This window comes from Streptomyces sp. NBC_00273 (assembly GCF_036178145.1).
GTDB lineage: Bacteria > Actinomycetota > Actinomycetes > Streptomycetales > Streptomycetaceae > Streptomyces.
In genome coordinates this window covers 6,927,854-6,943,525 of sequence record NZ_CP108067.1, presented here as the reverse complement: position 1 = coordinate 6,943,525, position 15,672 = coordinate 6,927,854, and the positions used below count along the sequence as shown (strand labels likewise).

The following is a 15,672-nucleotide window of genomic DNA, read 5'->3' as shown; positions in this document are numbered from 1 at the left end:
CGTACGAGGCGAGCTGCCGGCCGGAGGGAACCTGTCCCGGAGCCCCCGGCCTAGGCCGTGTCCGCAGCGTTCTCGGCGGCCAGTTCGCGCACCGCGTCGGCGAATGCGTCCCCACGCTTGTTGTAGTTCGCGAACATGTCCATCGAGGCGCAGGCAGGTGCCAGCAGGACCGTGTCGCCGGGCTCGGCGAGCGCGGCGGCTTCCCGGACCGCTGCGAGCATCGCCCCAGTGTCGGTCCGTTCGAGGTCGACGACCGGGACCTCGGGGGCGTGTCGCGCCAGCGCCTCGGCGATGAGCGCCCGGTCGGCGCCGATCAGCACGGCGCCGCGCAGCCGCTTCGCGGCGTTCTGCACGAGCTCGTCGAAGGTCGCGCCCTTGGCGAGGCCGCCGGCGATCCAGACGACCGGCTCGAAGGCCGCGAGCGAGGCCTCGGCCGCGTGCGTGTTGGTGGCCTTGGAGTCGTCGATGTAGGTGACCGAGTCGACCTCGTCCACGTACGCGACGCGGTGGGCGTCGGGGCGGAAGTCGCGCAGCCCGTCGCGGACGGCGCGCGGCTCCACGCCGAAGGCGCGGGCCAGGGCCGCGGCGGCGAGCGCGTTGGCGATGTTGTGCGGGGCCGGCGGGTTGACGTCCGTGACCTCGGCGAGCTCCTGGGCGTTCTTCTGCCGGTTCTCCACGAAGGCCCGGTCGACGAGGATGCCGTCGACGACGCCGAGCATGGAGGGGCCGGGGGCGCCGAGGGTGAAGCCGATCGCGCGGCAGCCCTCTTCGACGTCGGCCTCCACGACCAGGTTCTCGGTGGCCGGGTCGGCGACGTTGTAGACGCAGGCGACCGTGTTGCCCTCGTAGATCCGGCCCTTGTCGGCGGCGTACGCCTGCATCGAGCCGTGCCAGTCGAGGTGGTCGGGGGCCAGGTTCAGCACGGCCGCCGAGTGGACGCGCAGCGAGGGCGCCCAGTGCAGCTGGTAGCTGGAGAGTTCGACGGCGAGCACGTCGTACTCCTGCTCGCCGAGCACCACGTCGATGATCGGGGTGCCGATGTTGCCGACGGCGGCGGTGCGCAGGCCCGCGGCCTTCAGGATCGACGCCAGCATCTGGGTGGTGGTGGTCTTGCCGTTGGTGCCGGTGATGGCGAGCCAGGGGGCCGGGGCCCTGCGGGGCGCCGCGGCCCCGTCCTCGCCGGACCGTGCGGCGCGGCGCTCCTGGCCGACCTCGCGCAGCAGCCAGGCGATCTCCACGTCCCCGACCACGTCCACGCCGGCTTCGGCCGCGGCCTCGAACAGCGGGCTGTCGGGTTTCCAGCCGGGCGAGGTGACGACCAGTTCGGTGCCCTCGGGCAGGACCTCGCCCGCGTGCCCGCCGTCCGCGAGGCGGCCGAGGCGGACGGTGATGCCCTCCGACTCGAGCTCGGCGGCCCGGACGCGGTGCGCGTCACCGTCACCGTTGTCGACGACGGTCACCACTGCGCCGAGGCCGGCCAGGGCGCGGGCGGCACTGATGCCGCTCACGCCGAGACCGGCGACGGTGATGTTCTTGTCCTGCCAGGACGTCACTTGTCGGCTGCCCATCCCGCGTAGAAGAGACCGAGACCAACGATCACGCACATGCCCTGGATGATCCAGAAGCGGACCACGACCAGTACCTCGGACCAGCCCTTGAGCTCGAAGTGGTGCTGCAGTGGTGCCATCCGGAAGACCCGCTTGCCGGTCATCTTGAAGGAACCGACCTGGATGACGACCGACATCGTGATGAGCACGAAGAGGCCGCCGAGGAGCGCCATCAGGAACTCCGTGCGGGAGCAGATGGCGAGGCCCGCGAGCGCGCCGCCGAGGGCGAGCGAGCCGGTGTCACCCATGAAGATCTTGGCGGGCGAGGTGTTCCACCACAGGAAGCCGAAGCAGGCGCCCATGAGGGCGGAGGCGACGACCGCGAGGTCGAGCGGGTCGCGCACCTCGAAGCAGGCGTTCGGGTTGGTGAGGTCCCCGGCCCTGGCGCAGGACTCCTGGAACTGCCAGACACCGATGAAGGTGTAGGCGCCGAAGACCATCACGGCGGCGCCGGTCGCGAGACCGTCCAGACCGTCGGTGAGGTTCACGCCGTTGGACATCGCCAGGATCATGAACAGCGCCCACACCACGAACAGCACCGGACCTATCGACCAGCCGAAGTCCGTGACGAACGACAGCTTGGTGGAGGCCGGGGTCAGCCCGCGGGAGTCCTTGAACTGGAGGGCCAGCACCGCGAAGGCGATGCCGACGATCAGCTGGCCGGACATCTTCGCCTTGGCCCGCAGGCCCAGCGAACGCCGCTTGACGATCTTGATGTAGTCGTCCAGGTACCCGACGAGGCCCATGCCGGCCATCAGGAACAGGACGAGCAGGCCCGAGAAGCTCGGCTCCTCACCGGTGAGGACCTTCGTCAGGGCGTACGCGATGAGCGTCGCCAGGATGAAGGAGATGCCGCCCATGGTGGGCGTGCCCTTCTTCCCGGCGTGGCCGCGGGGGCCGTCGTCGCGGATGAACTGGCCGTAGCCCTTGCGGGCGAGCAGCTTGATCAGCAGCGGGGTGCCGATGACGGTGAGGAACATGCCGATGACACCGGCGAACAGGATCTGCCTCATCGGTCGGCGACCTCGCCCTCGACAGTGCTGTCGAGAAGGCCCTGGGCCACCCGCTCCAGACCGGCCGACCTGGAAGCCTTCACCAGCACGACGTCACCCGGGCGCAGTTCACTGCGCAACAGGTCGACCGCCGCCTGCGCGTCGGACACGAGCACCGACTCCTCACCCCACGAACCCTCGTTATATGCGCCCAGTTGCAGCCAGGAGGCTTCCCTGCCCCCGACTGCGACGAGCTTGCTCACGTTGAGCCGGACGACAAGTCGTCCGACCGCGTCGTGCTCGGCGAGAGCGTCGTCTCCGAGCTCGGCCATCGGGCCGAGCACCGCCCACGTGCGTCCCCCGTTCGCCTTGCCGGCCCCGCCCATCGCGGCGAGCGCGCGGAGTGCGGCCCGCATGGACTCGGGATTCGCGTTGTAGGCGTCGTTGACGATCGTCACACCGTCCGCCCGCTCGGTGACCTCCATCCGCCACCGGGACAGCGTGCCCGCACCGGAGAGCGCGGTGGCGATCTCCTGCACGGACATGCCCAGTACATGGGCGACGGCGGCCGCGGCGAGCGCGTTCGACACGTGGTGCTCACCGTACAGCCGCAAGGTCACGTCGCTGCACCCGGTCGGTGTGTGCAGTGTGAAGGAAGCCTGCCCCCTGTCCGTCATGCGGACTTCGGTGGCCCGGATTTCGGCGTCCTCGGCCTCACCGAACAGCACCGTACGGGCCTTCGTGCGCCCGGCCATTTCACGAACCAGCAGGTCATCGGCGTTGAGCACGGCGACGCCGCCCTCCGCCTCGGTCGGCAGGGCCTCGACCAGCTCCCCCTTGGCCTGCGCGATCTGCTCACGGCCGCCGAACTCGCCGATGTGGGCGGTGCCGACGTTGAGGACCAGACCGATCCGCGGGGGCGTCAGTCCGGTGAGGTAGCGGATGTGGCCGATGCCGCGGGCGCCCATCTCCAGGACCAGGTGCTGGGTGTCCTCGGTGACGCGCAGCGTCGTGATCGGCAGGCCGATCTCGTTGTTCAGGTTTCCGGGGGTCCACACCGTCGGCGCGTGGTGCTGGAGCACCTGCGCGATCAGGTCCTTGGTGGAGGTCTTGCCGGCGGATCCGGTGAGGGCCACGACATCGGTGCCCAGGCGGGTGACCACGGCCCGGGCGAGTGCTCCGAGGGCGGCCACCACGTCGGGGACCACGATGGCCGGTACGCCGACGGGCCGGGTCGCGAGGACGGCCACGGCGCCCTCGGACACCGCGCGCTGCGCGTAGTCGTGACCGTCGACCCGCTCGCCGACGAAGGCGGCGAACAGGCTGCCCGGCCCGACCTCGCGGGAGTCGTAGACCACGGGACCGGTGACCTGGAGGGACGGATCCGGTATGTCGTGGGGGCGCCCGCCGGTGATGTCGGCGATCTCGGCGAGGGAAAGGGCGATCACTGGTTCACCTCGGCCTGTCGGACCTGAGTCGTTTCATCGAGCACGGCCGTCCGGTCGAGCACGGCTTGGTGCTCGATCGCGGCGCGGAGCACCGTGCGGTCGTCGAAGGGGCGTACGACACCGGCGGTGTCCTGGCCCTGCTCGTGGCCCTTGCCGGCCACCAGCACGGTGTCGCCGGGTCGGGCACGGGCGACGGCGGCCGCGATGGCCGCGGCCCGGTCGGCGTCGACGAGGACGGTGCCCCGCTCGGCGGGCGGCACGGACACGGCGCCCTCGAACATCGCGGCGAGGATCGCAAGCGGGTCCTCGGAACGCGGGTTGTCGGAGGTCAGAACGGCGACGTCGGCGAACCGGGCGGCCGCGGCCCCCATCGGGCCGCGCTTGGTGGTGTCGCGGTCCCCTCCGCAGCCGAGCACGATGTGCAGCTCGCCGGTGGTGACCTCGCGCAGCGCGCGCAGCACCGATTCCACGGCGTCCGTCTTGTGCGCGTAGTCGACGACGGCGAGGTACGGCTGTCCCGCGTCCACCCGCTCCAGCCGGCCGGGGACCCCGGGGACCGCGGCGACGCCGTCGGCGGCGGTCTGCGGGTCGAGGCCGGCGGCGGCGAGCGTGACGATCGCGGCGACGGTGTTGGCGACGTTGAACGGGCCGGGCAGCGGGGCCTTGGCGCGCACGCGCTGTCCCTCGGGGCCGACCAGCGTCAGCGTGGAGTCCATGTGGCCGGTGACGACGTCCTCGGCGCGCCAGTCGGCGGCCGGGTCGCCCGCGGCGGAGAAGGTGACGACGGGGACGGTGGCCTCCTTGGCCAGGCGGCGGCCGTACTCGTCGTCGAGGTTGACCACGCCCAGGCGGGCCCGGCGGGCCGTGAAGAGCCCCGCCTTGGCCTGGAAGTAGTCCTCCATGTCGGAGTGGAACTCCATGTGCTCCGGGCTCAGGTTGTTGAAGACGGCGACGTCGAAGACGCAGCCGTCGACCCGACCGAGCACCAGGGCGTGGCTGGAGACCTCCATGGCCACGGCCTCGACCCCGCGTTCGCGCATGACCGCGAAGAGGGCCTGGAGGTCGGTGGCCTCGGGGGTGGTCCGCTCGGACTTGATGCGCTCGTCGCCGATGCGCATCTCGACGGTGCCGACCAGTCCGGTGCTACGGCCCGCCGCGCGCAGGCCGCCCTCGACGAGGTACGCCGTGGTGGTCTTGCCGGAGGTGCCGGTGATCCCGATCTGGAGCAGGCCCTCACCGGGGCGCCCGTAGATCGCGGCGGCGAGCTCTCCCATCCGGCCGCGCGGGTCGTCGACGGTCAGGACCGGCAGGCCGGTTGCCGCGGCGCGCTCCGCCCCCGCGGGGTCGGTCAGCACGGCGGCGGCGCCGAGGCCGGCCGCCTGGGCGGCGAAGTCGGCGCCGTGCGTCCTGGCTCCCGGCAGGGCGGCGTACAGGTCACCGGGGCGGACCGCACGGGAGTCGTGCGTGATGCCGGTGATCTGCGCCGCGCCGGGCGCCGGGATGCCCAGCAGGGCGGCCAGCTCGCCCAGCGGGCTCGGGCTGGCGGACGCGGGCCGGGGCGCTCCCGGCGGCGTTGCCGGGGCCTTCTCGGTCTTTCTGGGCTGATCAGCGTGGGACACGGCGGTGAGCGTACCGGGCGCAGCGGGCCGCCCGCGAAGTGAGGCCCCGGCCTCGGCTTCGGCGGTCGTCGGGTTCCCGGGTTTCGGGGTGATGGTTGTCACTGATGGTGCCTCACGCTTTTCTGGCGGGCCTGGCCTGGCTGTGGGTCATTGACCGGGCTGCGGACTGGGCTGCGGGGCGGGCTGCGCGGCGGGCTGAGGAGCGGCGTCGTAGGTGACGGGGAGCCCGGCGGGCGCGGTTCCCGTGGGGGCCACCTGGAGGGTCTTGAGCGCGAACTCCATGACCTTCTTATAGATGGGGCCGCAGATCTGGCCGCCGAAGTAGCTGCCCTTCGTGGGGTTCTGGATGGCGCAGTAGACGGTGATGCGCGGGTTGTCCGCGGGGGCGAATCCCGCGAAGGACGCGGTGTAGCCCTTGTAGCGGCCGGTGGCCGGATCCACCCGGTTGGAGGTGCCGGTCTTGCCGCCGACCCGGTAGCCGGGGATCTTCGCCTTGGTTCCCGTGCCCTCCTGGTCGTCGACCACGGATTCGAGCATCTCGGCGAGGGTCTTGGCGGTCTCCTGGCTGATCACGCGGTCCTGCTCGGGGGCCGGGGCCGGGGTGAAGCGGCCGTCGGGGCCCTTGGTGCCGCGCACCAGGGTCGGCTCGATGCGGACGCCGCCGTTGGCGATGGTCGAGTAGACGGAGGCCGCCTGCATGGCGTTGAGCGAGAGGCCCTGGCCGAAGGGGATCGTGTACTGCTGGGAGGTGGACCAGTCCTTGGGGGCGGCGAGGATGCCGCGGGACTCGCCGGGGTAGTTCAGGCCGGTGGGCCGGCCGATGCCGAACTTGGTCAGGTACGAGTGCAGGACCTCGTTGGCCTCGGGCTGGGTGGGTCCGAGCTGGCCGGTGGCCAGGATGGTGCCGATGTTGGAGGACTTGGCGAGGACCCCGTTGAGGGTCAGGTACCAGGTCGGGTGGTCGATGTCGTCCTTGAAGAGCCGGTCGCCGCGGTGCAGCCGGTTGGGGACCTCGACACGGGTCTCCGGGGTGGCCTTCTTCTCCTCCAGCACGGCGGCCATCGACATGACCTTGGCCGTGGAGCCGGGCTCGTACACGTCCTGGAGCGCGGCGTTACCCATGGCGGCGGAGCGGGCCCGGGTCAGGTCGTTGGGGTCGAAGCCCGGGGCGTTGGCCATGGCCAGTACCTCGCCGGTGCGGGTGTCCTGGACGATGACGTAGCCGCGGTCGGCCTCTGACTTCTGGACCTGCTCGGCGATGGCGCTCTGCGCCGCCCACTGGATGTCCCGGTCGATGGTCAGCTGGATGTCCTCGCCGGGGACGGCGGGCTTCTCGTTGGAGTCGGCGGTGGGGACCTGGCGGCCGCCGGACTGGGCGTAGGTGATCTCGCCGTCCTTGCCGGACAGCTTCTTGTCGAGGGAGGACTCCAGGCCGCCGGCGCCCTTGCCCTCGGCGTTGACGTAACCCAGTATCCCGGCGGCGAGGTCGCCGTTCGGGTACACGCGCTTGCTGCTGGTCTCCTTGAACACGCCGGCGAGGACGTTGGCGCCGGGGCCGTTGGCCCGCTTGTCGGCCGCCGCCTTGTCCGCGAAGACCCGCTTGAGGTCCTTGATCTGGTTCCAGACCTGGGGGGTCTGGCGCTGGGCGAGGACGACGTACCGGGAGTTCTTGGTGCTCAGCCGCTCGGTGAGCTCCTTGGCGTCCTTGCCGAGGATGGGCGCGAGGAGGGCGGCGGCCTGCTGCGGGGCGTCCGGGGCCTTGCTGTCCTGCGGGGTGAACATCTTCGGGTCGGCGGTGATGTCGTACGCGTCGACGCTGGTGGCGAGGGCCACGCCCCGCCGGTCGGTGATCTCGCCGCGCTCGGCGGCGAGCTTGACGCTGGTGTAGCGGTTCTTGGAGGCCTCGGCGGAGAACGTCGCGGCGTCGACGGCCTGGACCTGGAGCAGGCGGACCACGAAGGCCAGCATGACGAGGGTCAGGCCGACGCCGACCAGGCGCAGCCGGGGCCGCGGGCTGCCGAGTCGGATCGTGTGCGGGGTGCGGGGGCCCATCGGCCGCCGGGTCGCCGGGCGCGAGGCCGGGCGGCCGTTCGCCCGGGGCCGGTCGCCGGGCCGGGGCGGCCTGGCCGGTCCGGGCACCCGCCGCCGGGGCGGCTCCTGCGGGCTCACGCGGTCACCGCCGCGGCGATGCCGGGGCTCCGCCCCGGACCCCGCTCCTCAAACGCCGGAGGGGCTGGATGGGAACGGTGGATCACGACGTCACCTTCCGGGGGTCTGGTTGGGCTGCGGGGATCCACCGGCCGCGGAGGGCGCCGGCTGGCCCGCGGCCGGCGCCGACGGCGCCGCTGCGCCCGAGGGGCCGTTCTGCGGCGCGGCCGGAGCGCTCGGGGACGGGGTCGGCGACGGCGGGGCCTCGGCAGGCGCGGCGCTGCCCGCGACCTTGCCGTCCGGGCCGATGAAGACCGGGCTGCCGCCGGGGACCAGGCCCAGCTCGTGCGCCCGGCGCTGGAGCGCGTCGGGCGCGGAGTGGGCGTCGACGTCGCGCTGCAGCGCCTGCTCCTCGTCGGTGAGGGCGGTTGTCTCCTTCCTCAGCTTGCTGAGCTGGAAGGAGCCTTCGTTCAGTGCCGAGTTCAGCAGCAGCAGGCTGATCAGACCGCCGCCGAGCAGGGCCACGACCAGCAGGACGAACGGCATCCGGGCCGCCTGTCCGCCGGGACGCGGGCGGGCCGGGCGGCCGCCGAGCGCCCGGCCGAGGCGGGCCGCCTGCCCGCGGGTCAGCGTGGCGACCTTCCCGGCCTTGGTCACAGTCGCGCCTCCCGGATGCGTTCGACGCCGCGGAACCTGGCCGGGGCTGCCCGCCGGTTCTCGGCGATCTCCTCCTCGGTGGGCAGCTCGGCGCCGCGCGTGAGCAGTTTCAGCTTCGGTTGGTACTTCTCCGGCACCACCGGCAGGCCGGGCGGGGCCGTCGAGGTCGCGCCGGCCGCGAAGACCTGCTTGACCAGGCGGTCCTCCAGCGAGTGGTAGGAGAGCACCGCGATCCGGCCGCCGACCGCGATCCGGTCCACCGCCGCCGGAATGGCCCGCTCCAGCCCGGAGAGCTCCCCGTTGACCTCGATCCGCAGTGCCTGGAAGGTCCGCTTCGCCGGGTTGCCGCCGGTCCGCTTGGCGGCCTGCGGAAGGGAGTCGCGGATCAGTTCGACCAGCCGGGCGCTGTTGGCGAAGGGCTCCTTCTCCCGCTCCCGGACGATCGCCGAGACGATCCGCTTGGCCTGCTTCTCCTCGCCGTACTGGCGCAGGATCCGCACCAGCTCGCCCGGCGCGTAGGTGTTGAGCACCTCGGCGGCGCTGATGCCGGTCGTCTGGTCCATGCGCATGTCCAGTGGCGCGTCCTGGGCGTACGCGAACCCGCGGTCGGCCTCGTCCAGTTGCATGGAGGAGACGCCCAGGTCGAAGAGGATGCCCTGGACGGCCGGGATGCCCAGCCCGTCCAGGACCTCGGCGAGGTCGGCGTAGATCGCGTGGACGAGGGTGGCCCGGTCGCCGAAGGGCGCGAGCCGCTCGCCGGAGAGCCGCAGGGCCTCCTTGTCGCGGTCGAGGCCGATGAGGTGGGCCTCGGGGAACCGGGTCAGCAGGGCCTCGCTGTGGCCGCCGAGGCCGAGGGTGCAGTCGACGACGACGGCCCCGGGCCTCTCCAGTGCCGGGGCCAACAGGTCCAGGCACCGCTGGAGCATCACCGGGACGTGTCGGGACTCGCTAGTCAAAGCGCCCTCTCAGATAACGGCGCGGCAGGCGTACGCACCACCGGGTCCCCGCATCCGCGACCGGCGCCGGAAAGGTGGCGCCGGCCGGCCGGTGAGCGGGAGAGGGCCGGGCCGTACGTACGCGCCGCGCACGCGGAGTGTTCATCGGGGGCCGGGCGGCCGGTCAGGGCCGGGCTCCGGCCGGTTCGCGTCACTTTAGTGCAACGGTCGCCGCGGTCAACGAACCGCCCCGCGCGGCGTGCACGGCTCTCGACGCGAACCGACAAATGCCGCGAATCACCTGAACAGCCGCCTCACGCCCACCCCTGTGGGTTAGCTCACAACAAGCCTCGTTGGCGTTCTTTGTCCGCTCTCACGCGGGGCCATGACCCGCCGTGACCACTACCGTCGTACCCATGACGACTTCCGCATCCCTGCCTGCCGAGTCCCCGTCCGAGGCATCCGTCGGCGGATCCGTCACCGACCGACTGGTCGAGGCGAATCAGCGGTACGCCGCGCAGTTCTCCGACCCCGGCATGGACGCCCGCCCCGTCCTCAAGGTCGCCGTCGTGGCCTGCATGGACGCCCGCCTCGACCTGCACAAGGCCCTCGGGCTGGAACTCGGCGACTGTCACACGATCCGCAACGCGGGCGGTGTGGTCACCGACGACACGATCCGCTCCCTCACCATCAGCCAGCGGGCCCTGGGCACCCGCGCGGTGATACTCATCCACCACACCGGCTGCGGCCTCGAGAACCTGACCGAGGACTTCCGGCACGAGCTGGAGGACGAGGTCGGCCAGCGTCCCGCCTGGGCCGTCGAGGCCTTCCGGGACGTCGACCAGGACGTTCGCCAGTCCATGCAGCGGGTCCGCACGAACCCCTTCCTGCCCCACAAGGACGATGTGCGAGGCTTCGTCTTCGATGTGCACACCGGGCTCCTGCGGGAGATCGATCCCAGCTCTTGAGTGACACGAGGCCGTAACGCCGTCAAGAATGCGGGAGGGCACCACCCGGGATCCCCCGGGACCGGTGTCCGTGTTTCGGGGTGGGCCGGTTCAAACGCCAAGGGCGTCGGCCCTGGAAAAAGGGCCGAGGAGAACCAAGGTGACGACGTACGACGACCGAGCGAGCCTCGCGGATCTGACCAGCACGGTGGAGCGGGTGCGCCAGTCGGTCGAGAGCGTGATCGAAGGCAAGCCCGAGGTCGTCCGCCTCGCGCTGACCGTGCTCCTCGCCGAGGGCCACCTGCTGATCGAGGACGTGCCCGGCGTCGGCAAGACGATGCTCGCCAAGACGCTCGCCAAGTCCATCGACTGCTCGGTCCAGCGCATCCAGTTCACGCCGGACCTGCTGCCCTCCGACATCACCGGCGTCAGCATCTACGACCAGCAGCGCCGCGAGTTCGAGTTCAAGCCGGGCGCGATCTTCGCACAGATCGTCATCGGCGACGAGATCAACCGCGCCTCGCCGAAGACCCAGTCCGCGCTGCTGGAGTCGATGGAGGAGCGCCAGGTCACCATCGACGGCACGACCTACACGCTGCCCAGCCCCTTCATGGTCGTCGCCACCCAGAACCCGGTGGAGATGGAGGGCACGTACCCGCTGCCCGAGGCCCAGCGCGACCGCTTCATGGCCCGCGTCTCCGTCGGCTACCCCAGCCCCGAGGCCGAGCTCCAGATGCTCGACGTGCACGGCGGGGTCTCCCCGCTCGACGACCTGACGTCCGTCGCGCACGCCCACGAGATCGTCAAGCTGATCGAAGCGGTCCGCGAGGTGTACGTGGCCGAGCCCGTCCGGCGCTACGTCGTCGACCTGGTCTCCGCCACCCGCACCCACCCCGACCTGCGGCTCGGTGCCTCGCCCCGGGCCACCCTGCACCTGCTGCGCGCCGTGAAGGCCTCCGCCGCGCTCGCCGGCCGGGAGTACGTCCTGCCCGACGACGTCCAGGCCCTGGCCGCCCCGATCCTCGCGCACCGGCTGCTGCCCACCGCGCAGGCCCAGCTCAACCGCCGCACCGCCGAGCAGGTCGTCGGCGAGATCCTGCAGCGCACCCCCGTCCCGGCCGCGCACGCCCGCGGCGAGATGCCGCCCGGCGCGGGCATCCGGGGCTTCTGATGAGCGCCGGTGCCCCGCGCGGCGCCGGTGGCCCGGGGGACGGCGGCGGACTGCGCGCGTCGCTGTCCGGGCTGACCACCCGCGGCCGCTCGTTCCTGGCCGCCGGGATAGCCGCCGCCGCCTGTGCGTATGTCCTGGGCCAGGGCGAACTGCTGCGGGTCGGCATGCTGCTCGCCCTCCTGCCGCTGATCTGCGTCTACGCCCTCCACCGCACCCGCTTCCGGGTCTCCGGCAGCCGCCGGCTCAGCCCGGGGCGGGTCCCCGCGGGCGGCGAGGCCCGCGTGCAGCTGCGCATGGACAACGTCTCCCGGCTGCCCACCGGCCTGCTGATGCTCCAGGACCGGGTGCCCTACGTACTGGGCCCGCGCCCGCGGTTCGTCCTGGACCGGGTCGAGCCCGGCGGCCGCCGCGAGGTGTCCTACCGGGTCCGCTCCGACCTGCGCGGCCGCTATCCGCTCGGCCCGCTCCAGCTGCGCCTGTCCGACCCCTTCGGGCTGGTCGAGCTGACCCGTTCCTTCAGCACCTACGACACCCTCACCGTCATCCCGCGCACCGAGCCCCTGCCGCCCATCCGCCTGGCCGGCGAGTCCAACGGCTACGGCGACGGCAGCCGCCGCTCCCTCGCACTGGCCGGCGACGACGACGTGATCCCCCGCGGCTACCGGCGCGGCGACGACCTGCGCCGGGTGCACTGGCGCTCGACCGCCCGCTACGGCGAGCTGATGGTGCGCCGCGAGGAGCAGCCGCAGCGCAGCCGGGCCACCGTCCTGTTGGACACCCGGCGCCTGGCCTTCGACGGCGCCGGCCCCGACTCCGCCTTCGAGTGGGCCGTCTCGGCGGCCGCCTCCAGCCTGGTGCACGTCCTGGAGCAGGGCTTCTCCACACGGCTGCTCACCGACACCGGCGACGCGGTGCCCGGTGCGGGCGGCGGCGGATTCTCCTCCGGCGGGCAGGAGTCCGCGGAGGCCGCCGGGCTGATGATGGACACCCTCGCGGTCGTCGGGCACTCCGACGGCGCCGGGCTCTCCCGCGCCTACGACGCGGTGCGCGCCGGTGGCAGCGGCGGCTTCGGCGGAACCGGCGGTGACGGGCTCCTCGTCGCCTTCTTCGGCGACCTGGACGACGTACAGACGGAACTGGCCGCCCAGATGCGCCAGCGCACCTCGGGTGCGGTGGCCTTCGTACTGGACTCCGCGAGCTGGGGCGGACAGCCCGCTCCGGGGCACGCCGTGCCCCCGCTGGAGGAGCGGCTGCGCAGGCTGCGCGACGCGGGCTGGACGGCACTGGCCGCCCCGCCCGGGGTCGCCTTCGGCGAACTGTGGCGCCAGGCCGGGGCCGAGCGCTTCGGTACGGGAACCTCCGGAGGTCGGGAATGAGCGGGCGCGCGAAACTGACGCTGTTCGCAGCACTGGCGACGCTGCTCACCTCGTGGTCGCTGAACCCGCTGGTGGACTCCCAGGCCTGGCTGCTGCAGGCGGCGCTGCTGCTCGCCCTGCAGAGCGCGGTGGGCGCCGGAGCCCGGCGGGTGCCGCTGGCCCGGACGCTGACCGTCGCCGCGCAGGCGCTGGTGTCGCTGCTGGTGCTCGCGTTCCTCTACGCCGGCAAGGGCGAGTCCCACGGGGACGGGCCGCTGGCCTACCTGGTGACGGACTTCGGCGCGCTGTTCGGTCAGGGCGTCCGGGACGTGGGCGAGTTCGCGATCCCGGCTCCGCTGACGGACGGCATCAAGCTGCTGCTGGTGTCCGGCGTGCTGCTGATCGGGCTGCTGGTGGACACCCTGGCGGTGACCCTGCGCACGGCCGCCGCGGCCGGGCTGCCGCTGCTGGCGCTGTACTCGGTGGCCTCGGGCCTGGCGGGCGGCGGGGACGCCTCCTGGTTCTCCTTCCTGCTCGCGGGCTGCGGCTACCTGATGTTGCTGCTGTCCGAGGGCCGTGACCGGCTCGCCCAGTGGGGCCGCGTCTTCGGCGCGGTCCCGCGCCGGGGCGCCGCCGACTCCGGCCTCGGCAACGGGGCGGGCGGGCAGGCGACGGCGCCCGTGAAGTTCGGGCGGCGGATCGGCGCGGTGACCCTGGGCCTGGCGCTGGCGGTGCCGGCCGTACTGCCCTCGCTCGGCGGCGGGCTGCTGGGCGGCACGCAGGAGGCCGAGGAGAGCGGCGGCTCGGGCGGGACGATCTCGGCGGTCAACCCGCTGGTCTCCCTGCAGAGCAACCTGAACGCGCAGGACAACCGCGTGATCCTCAAGTACCGGACGAACAGCCCGCAGCAGGGCGACCAGTACCTGCGGATCGTGGCTCTGGACGAGTTCAACGGCGTCAAGTGGGAGGCTTCCGGGCGGGCCCTGATCGACGTGCCCGAGGAGCTGCCGGCGCCGCCGGGGCTCCGCGCCCCGGTCAGCGGCACCGCGGTCGAGGTCACCACCAGCATCACGGCGGCGGACTACTTCACCCAGCGCTACCTCCCCATGCCGTATCCGGCGACGTCGGTGAACATCGGCGGCAAGTGGCGGTTCGAGCCGGTCGGCCGGACCCTGGTCGGCGACCAACTGGGCCGGGACCGGTTCCAGAACGTCCAGGGCGCCCAGTACACGGTGCGCAGCCTGCTGCTGAAGCCGACGGCCCAGCAGCTCCAGAAGGCCCCGGAGCCCGACCCGGCGATCCGGGAGGAGTACACGAAGCTCCCGGACAACCTGCCGCCGGTGGTCGCAGAGAGGGCCCGTCAGGTGACGCAGGGGGCGAAGGACGATTACACGCGGGCCGTGAAGCTGCAGGACTACTTCGCTGTGAACGGCGGCTTCCGCTACAACACGAAGACGGCCTCGGGCACGGGTCCGCAGGCGGTCGCCCGGTTCCTCGAAGACAAGGAGGGCTTCTGCGTCCACTTCGCCTTCTCGATGGCGGCGATGTCCCGCTCGCTGGGCATCCCGGCCCGCGTCGCGGTGGGCTTCACGCCCGGCGAGAAGCAGTCGGACGGCAACGTGAACGTGTCGATGCGGGACGCGCACGCCTGGCCCGAGCTGTACTTCGAGGGCGTGGGCTGGACCCGTTTCGAGCCGACGCCCCGCTCCGGCATCAACATTCCGGACTACTCGCGGGCACAGACGCCGGCCACCCAGCCGTCGGCGCCGGCGCCGCTGCCCTCGCAGAGCGCGGCACAGCCGTCGGCGGCGCCCTCGACGACCCCCGAGTGCCCGCCGGCCCTGAAGAAGCTCGGCGAGTGCGGCGCGGCGGCGCCCGCGCAGAACGCGGGTGACGGCGGCGGGCCGTCGGTGACGACGGTCCTCGGCTGGGCGGCGCTCGCGGTGGCGGTGCTGGGCGCGCCCCTGCTCCCGCTGCTGTGGCGGACCCGGCTGCGGGCCCGGCGCCTGGCGACCGGGAAGGTCCTGACGGCCTGGCGGGAACTGGGCGACACCGCCTGGGACGCGGGTGTGGTCCCGGACGGGGCGCTGTCCCCGCGCCGGACGGCGAGCCGGATCGTGGACCTGGGCCGTCTGGAGCCGGAACCCGCGGCGGCCGTGCACCGGGTCGCCGGTGCGGTGGAACGGACCCTGTACGCGCCCCCCGGCGCGGAGGTGTCGTACCCGGAGCTGGCGGAGGACGTGCTGTTGGCCCGTACGGGCCTGCTGGCGTCCGCGGACCGGCTTCCCCGGCTGCGCGCCCTGCTGCTGCCGCGCTCGGCGGCCCGCATCTCCTGGGCCCTGGCGGCCCGTTGGTCCGCGGTCACCTCGGCGGTATCGGCCCGCCTGACCGCCGCCCGCCTCCGGCTCCCGCTGAGGGGCCGCGGCTGAGGGCCACTTCCCGGGGCTCCGCCCCAGAGACCCGGCGCCTCAATCGCCGGCGGGGCTGGATATTCCAGCCCCGCCGGCGATTGAGGCGCGGGGTCCGGGGCGGAGCCCCGGGAACGGCGGCGCGGGCCAACGCTCGAACCGCCGAACCCGCGGACGCGAAACGGCGGACGCGAAACGGCGAGGCTCGATCCCCCCGAGCCCCGCCGTTTCACGTATCGATTCACCGGGTCGCCGATCCCCCGTCGTCCCCCGTCCCGGTCACGGAAGGAGGCACCCGGTCCGCTCCGCAGCCCCGTGTCGGCGGTGCGGACCGGGTCTCCTGTCCGTTGCTCCCAGTCTGGCGTCCGCGCAGGTGGGAGCCATC

At 72.8% G+C, this 15,672-nt stretch carries 11 protein-coding genes; 4 read left to right on the top strand and 7 right to left on the bottom strand.

The window, feature by feature from the left end:
- Positions 1-50: 50 nt before the first annotated feature.
- The 7 genes from murD to rsmH form a co-directional block, all read right to left on the bottom strand.
- Positions 51-1,568: a UDP-N-acetylmuramoyl-L-alanine--D-glutamate ligase gene (murD, locus tag OG386_RS30900; protein ID WP_328790814.1), complete on the bottom strand. Its 1,518-nt coding sequence runs from the start codon at positions 1,566-1,568 to the stop codon at positions 51-53.
- Complete coding sequence (gene mraY / locus OG386_RS30895) at positions 1,550-2,620, bottom strand: phospho-N-acetylmuramoyl-pentapeptide-transferase (RefSeq protein ID WP_030724430.1); 1,071 nt, start codon at positions 2,618-2,620, stop codon at positions 1,550-1,552. The genes murD and mraY overlap by 19 nt, the downstream gene beginning before the upstream one ends.
- Positions 2,617-4,047: a UDP-N-acetylmuramoyl-tripeptide--D-alanyl-D-alanine ligase gene (locus tag OG386_RS30890; RefSeq protein WP_328790813.1), complete on the bottom strand. Its 1,431-nt coding sequence runs from the start codon at positions 4,045-4,047 to the stop codon at positions 2,617-2,619. The genes mraY and OG386_RS30890 overlap by 4 nt, the downstream gene beginning before the upstream one ends.
- Positions 4,044-5,768, bottom strand: coding sequence for a UDP-N-acetylmuramoyl-L-alanyl-D-glutamate--2,6-diaminopimelate ligase (locus tag OG386_RS30885; protein WP_328790812.1), 1,725 nt, complete (start codon positions 5,766-5,768; stop codon positions 4,044-4,046). The genes OG386_RS30890 and OG386_RS30885 overlap by 4 nt, the downstream gene beginning before the upstream one ends.
- A 45-nt stretch (positions 5,769-5,813) precedes the next feature.
- The gene (locus OG386_RS30880) at positions 5,814-7,835 is read right to left on the bottom strand and encodes a peptidoglycan D,D-transpeptidase FtsI family protein (RefSeq protein ID WP_328790811.1); all 2,022 of its coding nucleotides are present in this window, start codon (positions 7,833-7,835) and stop codon (positions 5,814-5,816) included.
- Between the two features lie 90 nt (positions 7,836-7,925).
- Positions 7,926-8,471, bottom strand: coding sequence for a hypothetical protein (locus OG386_RS30875; RefSeq protein ID WP_405786924.1), 546 nt, complete (start codon positions 8,469-8,471; stop codon positions 7,926-7,928).
- Positions 8,468-9,397 carry a 16S rRNA (cytosine(1402)-N(4))-methyltransferase RsmH gene (rsmH, locus tag OG386_RS30870; protein WP_327388655.1) on the bottom strand — a complete coding sequence of 310 codons (930 nt, stop codon included), beginning with the start codon at positions 9,395-9,397 and terminating at the stop codon, positions 8,468-8,470. Before rsmH ends, OG386_RS30875 begins: the two co-directional genes overlap by 4 nt.
- Positions 9,398-9,822: 425 nt before the next feature.
- Here rsmH and OG386_RS30865 point away from each other — a divergent pair, with 425 nt between their 5' ends.
- The 4 genes from OG386_RS30865 (at position 9,823) to OG386_RS30850 (ending at position 15,308) form a co-directional block, all read left to right on the top strand.
- Positions 9,823-10,374 carry a beta-class carbonic anhydrase gene (locus tag OG386_RS30865; protein WP_327385930.1) on the top strand — a complete coding sequence of 184 codons (552 nt, stop codon included), beginning with the start codon at positions 9,823-9,825 and terminating at the stop codon, positions 10,372-10,374.
- 139 nt (positions 10,375-10,513) lie between these two features.
- Positions 10,514-11,524, top strand: coding sequence for an AAA family ATPase (locus OG386_RS30860; RefSeq protein ID WP_328790810.1), 1,011 nt, complete (start codon positions 10,514-10,516; stop codon positions 11,522-11,524).
- Positions 11,524-12,900, top strand: a complete 1,377-nt coding sequence (locus tag OG386_RS30855; protein WP_328790809.1) for a DUF58 domain-containing protein — start codon at positions 11,524-11,526, stop codon at positions 12,898-12,900. The genes OG386_RS30860 and OG386_RS30855 overlap by 1 nt, the downstream gene beginning before the upstream one ends.
- Positions 12,897-15,308 (top strand): transglutaminase family protein, encoded by a 2,412-nt coding sequence (locus OG386_RS30850; protein ID WP_328790808.1) that lies wholly within the window; start codon positions 12,897-12,899, stop codon positions 15,306-15,308. Before OG386_RS30855 ends, OG386_RS30850 begins: the two co-directional genes overlap by 4 nt.
- Positions 15,309-15,672: the final 364 nt, after the last annotated feature.

Coding starts and splice junctions, on each gene's coding strand:
- OG386_RS30855 (WP_328790809.1), top strand. CDS start 11,524: ATGAGCGCCGGTGCCCCGCGCGGCGCCGGTGGCCCGGGGGACGGCGGC.
- mraY (WP_030724430.1), bottom strand. CDS start 2,620: ATGAGGCAGATCCTGTTCGCCGGTGTCATCGGCATGTTCCTCACCGTC.
- murD (WP_328790814.1), bottom strand. CDS start 1,568: ATGGGCAGCCGACAAGTGACGTCCTGGCAGGACAAGAACATCACCGTC.
- OG386_RS30865 (WP_327385930.1), top strand. CDS start 9,823: ATGACGACTTCCGCATCCCTGCCTGCCGAGTCCCCGTCCGAGGCATCC.
- OG386_RS30850 (WP_328790808.1), top strand. CDS start 12,897: ATGAGCGGGCGCGCGAAACTGACGCTGTTCGCAGCACTGGCGACGCTG.
- rsmH (WP_327388655.1), bottom strand. CDS start 9,397: ATGCTCCAGCGGTGCCTGGACCTGTTGGCCCCGGCACTGGAGAGGCCC.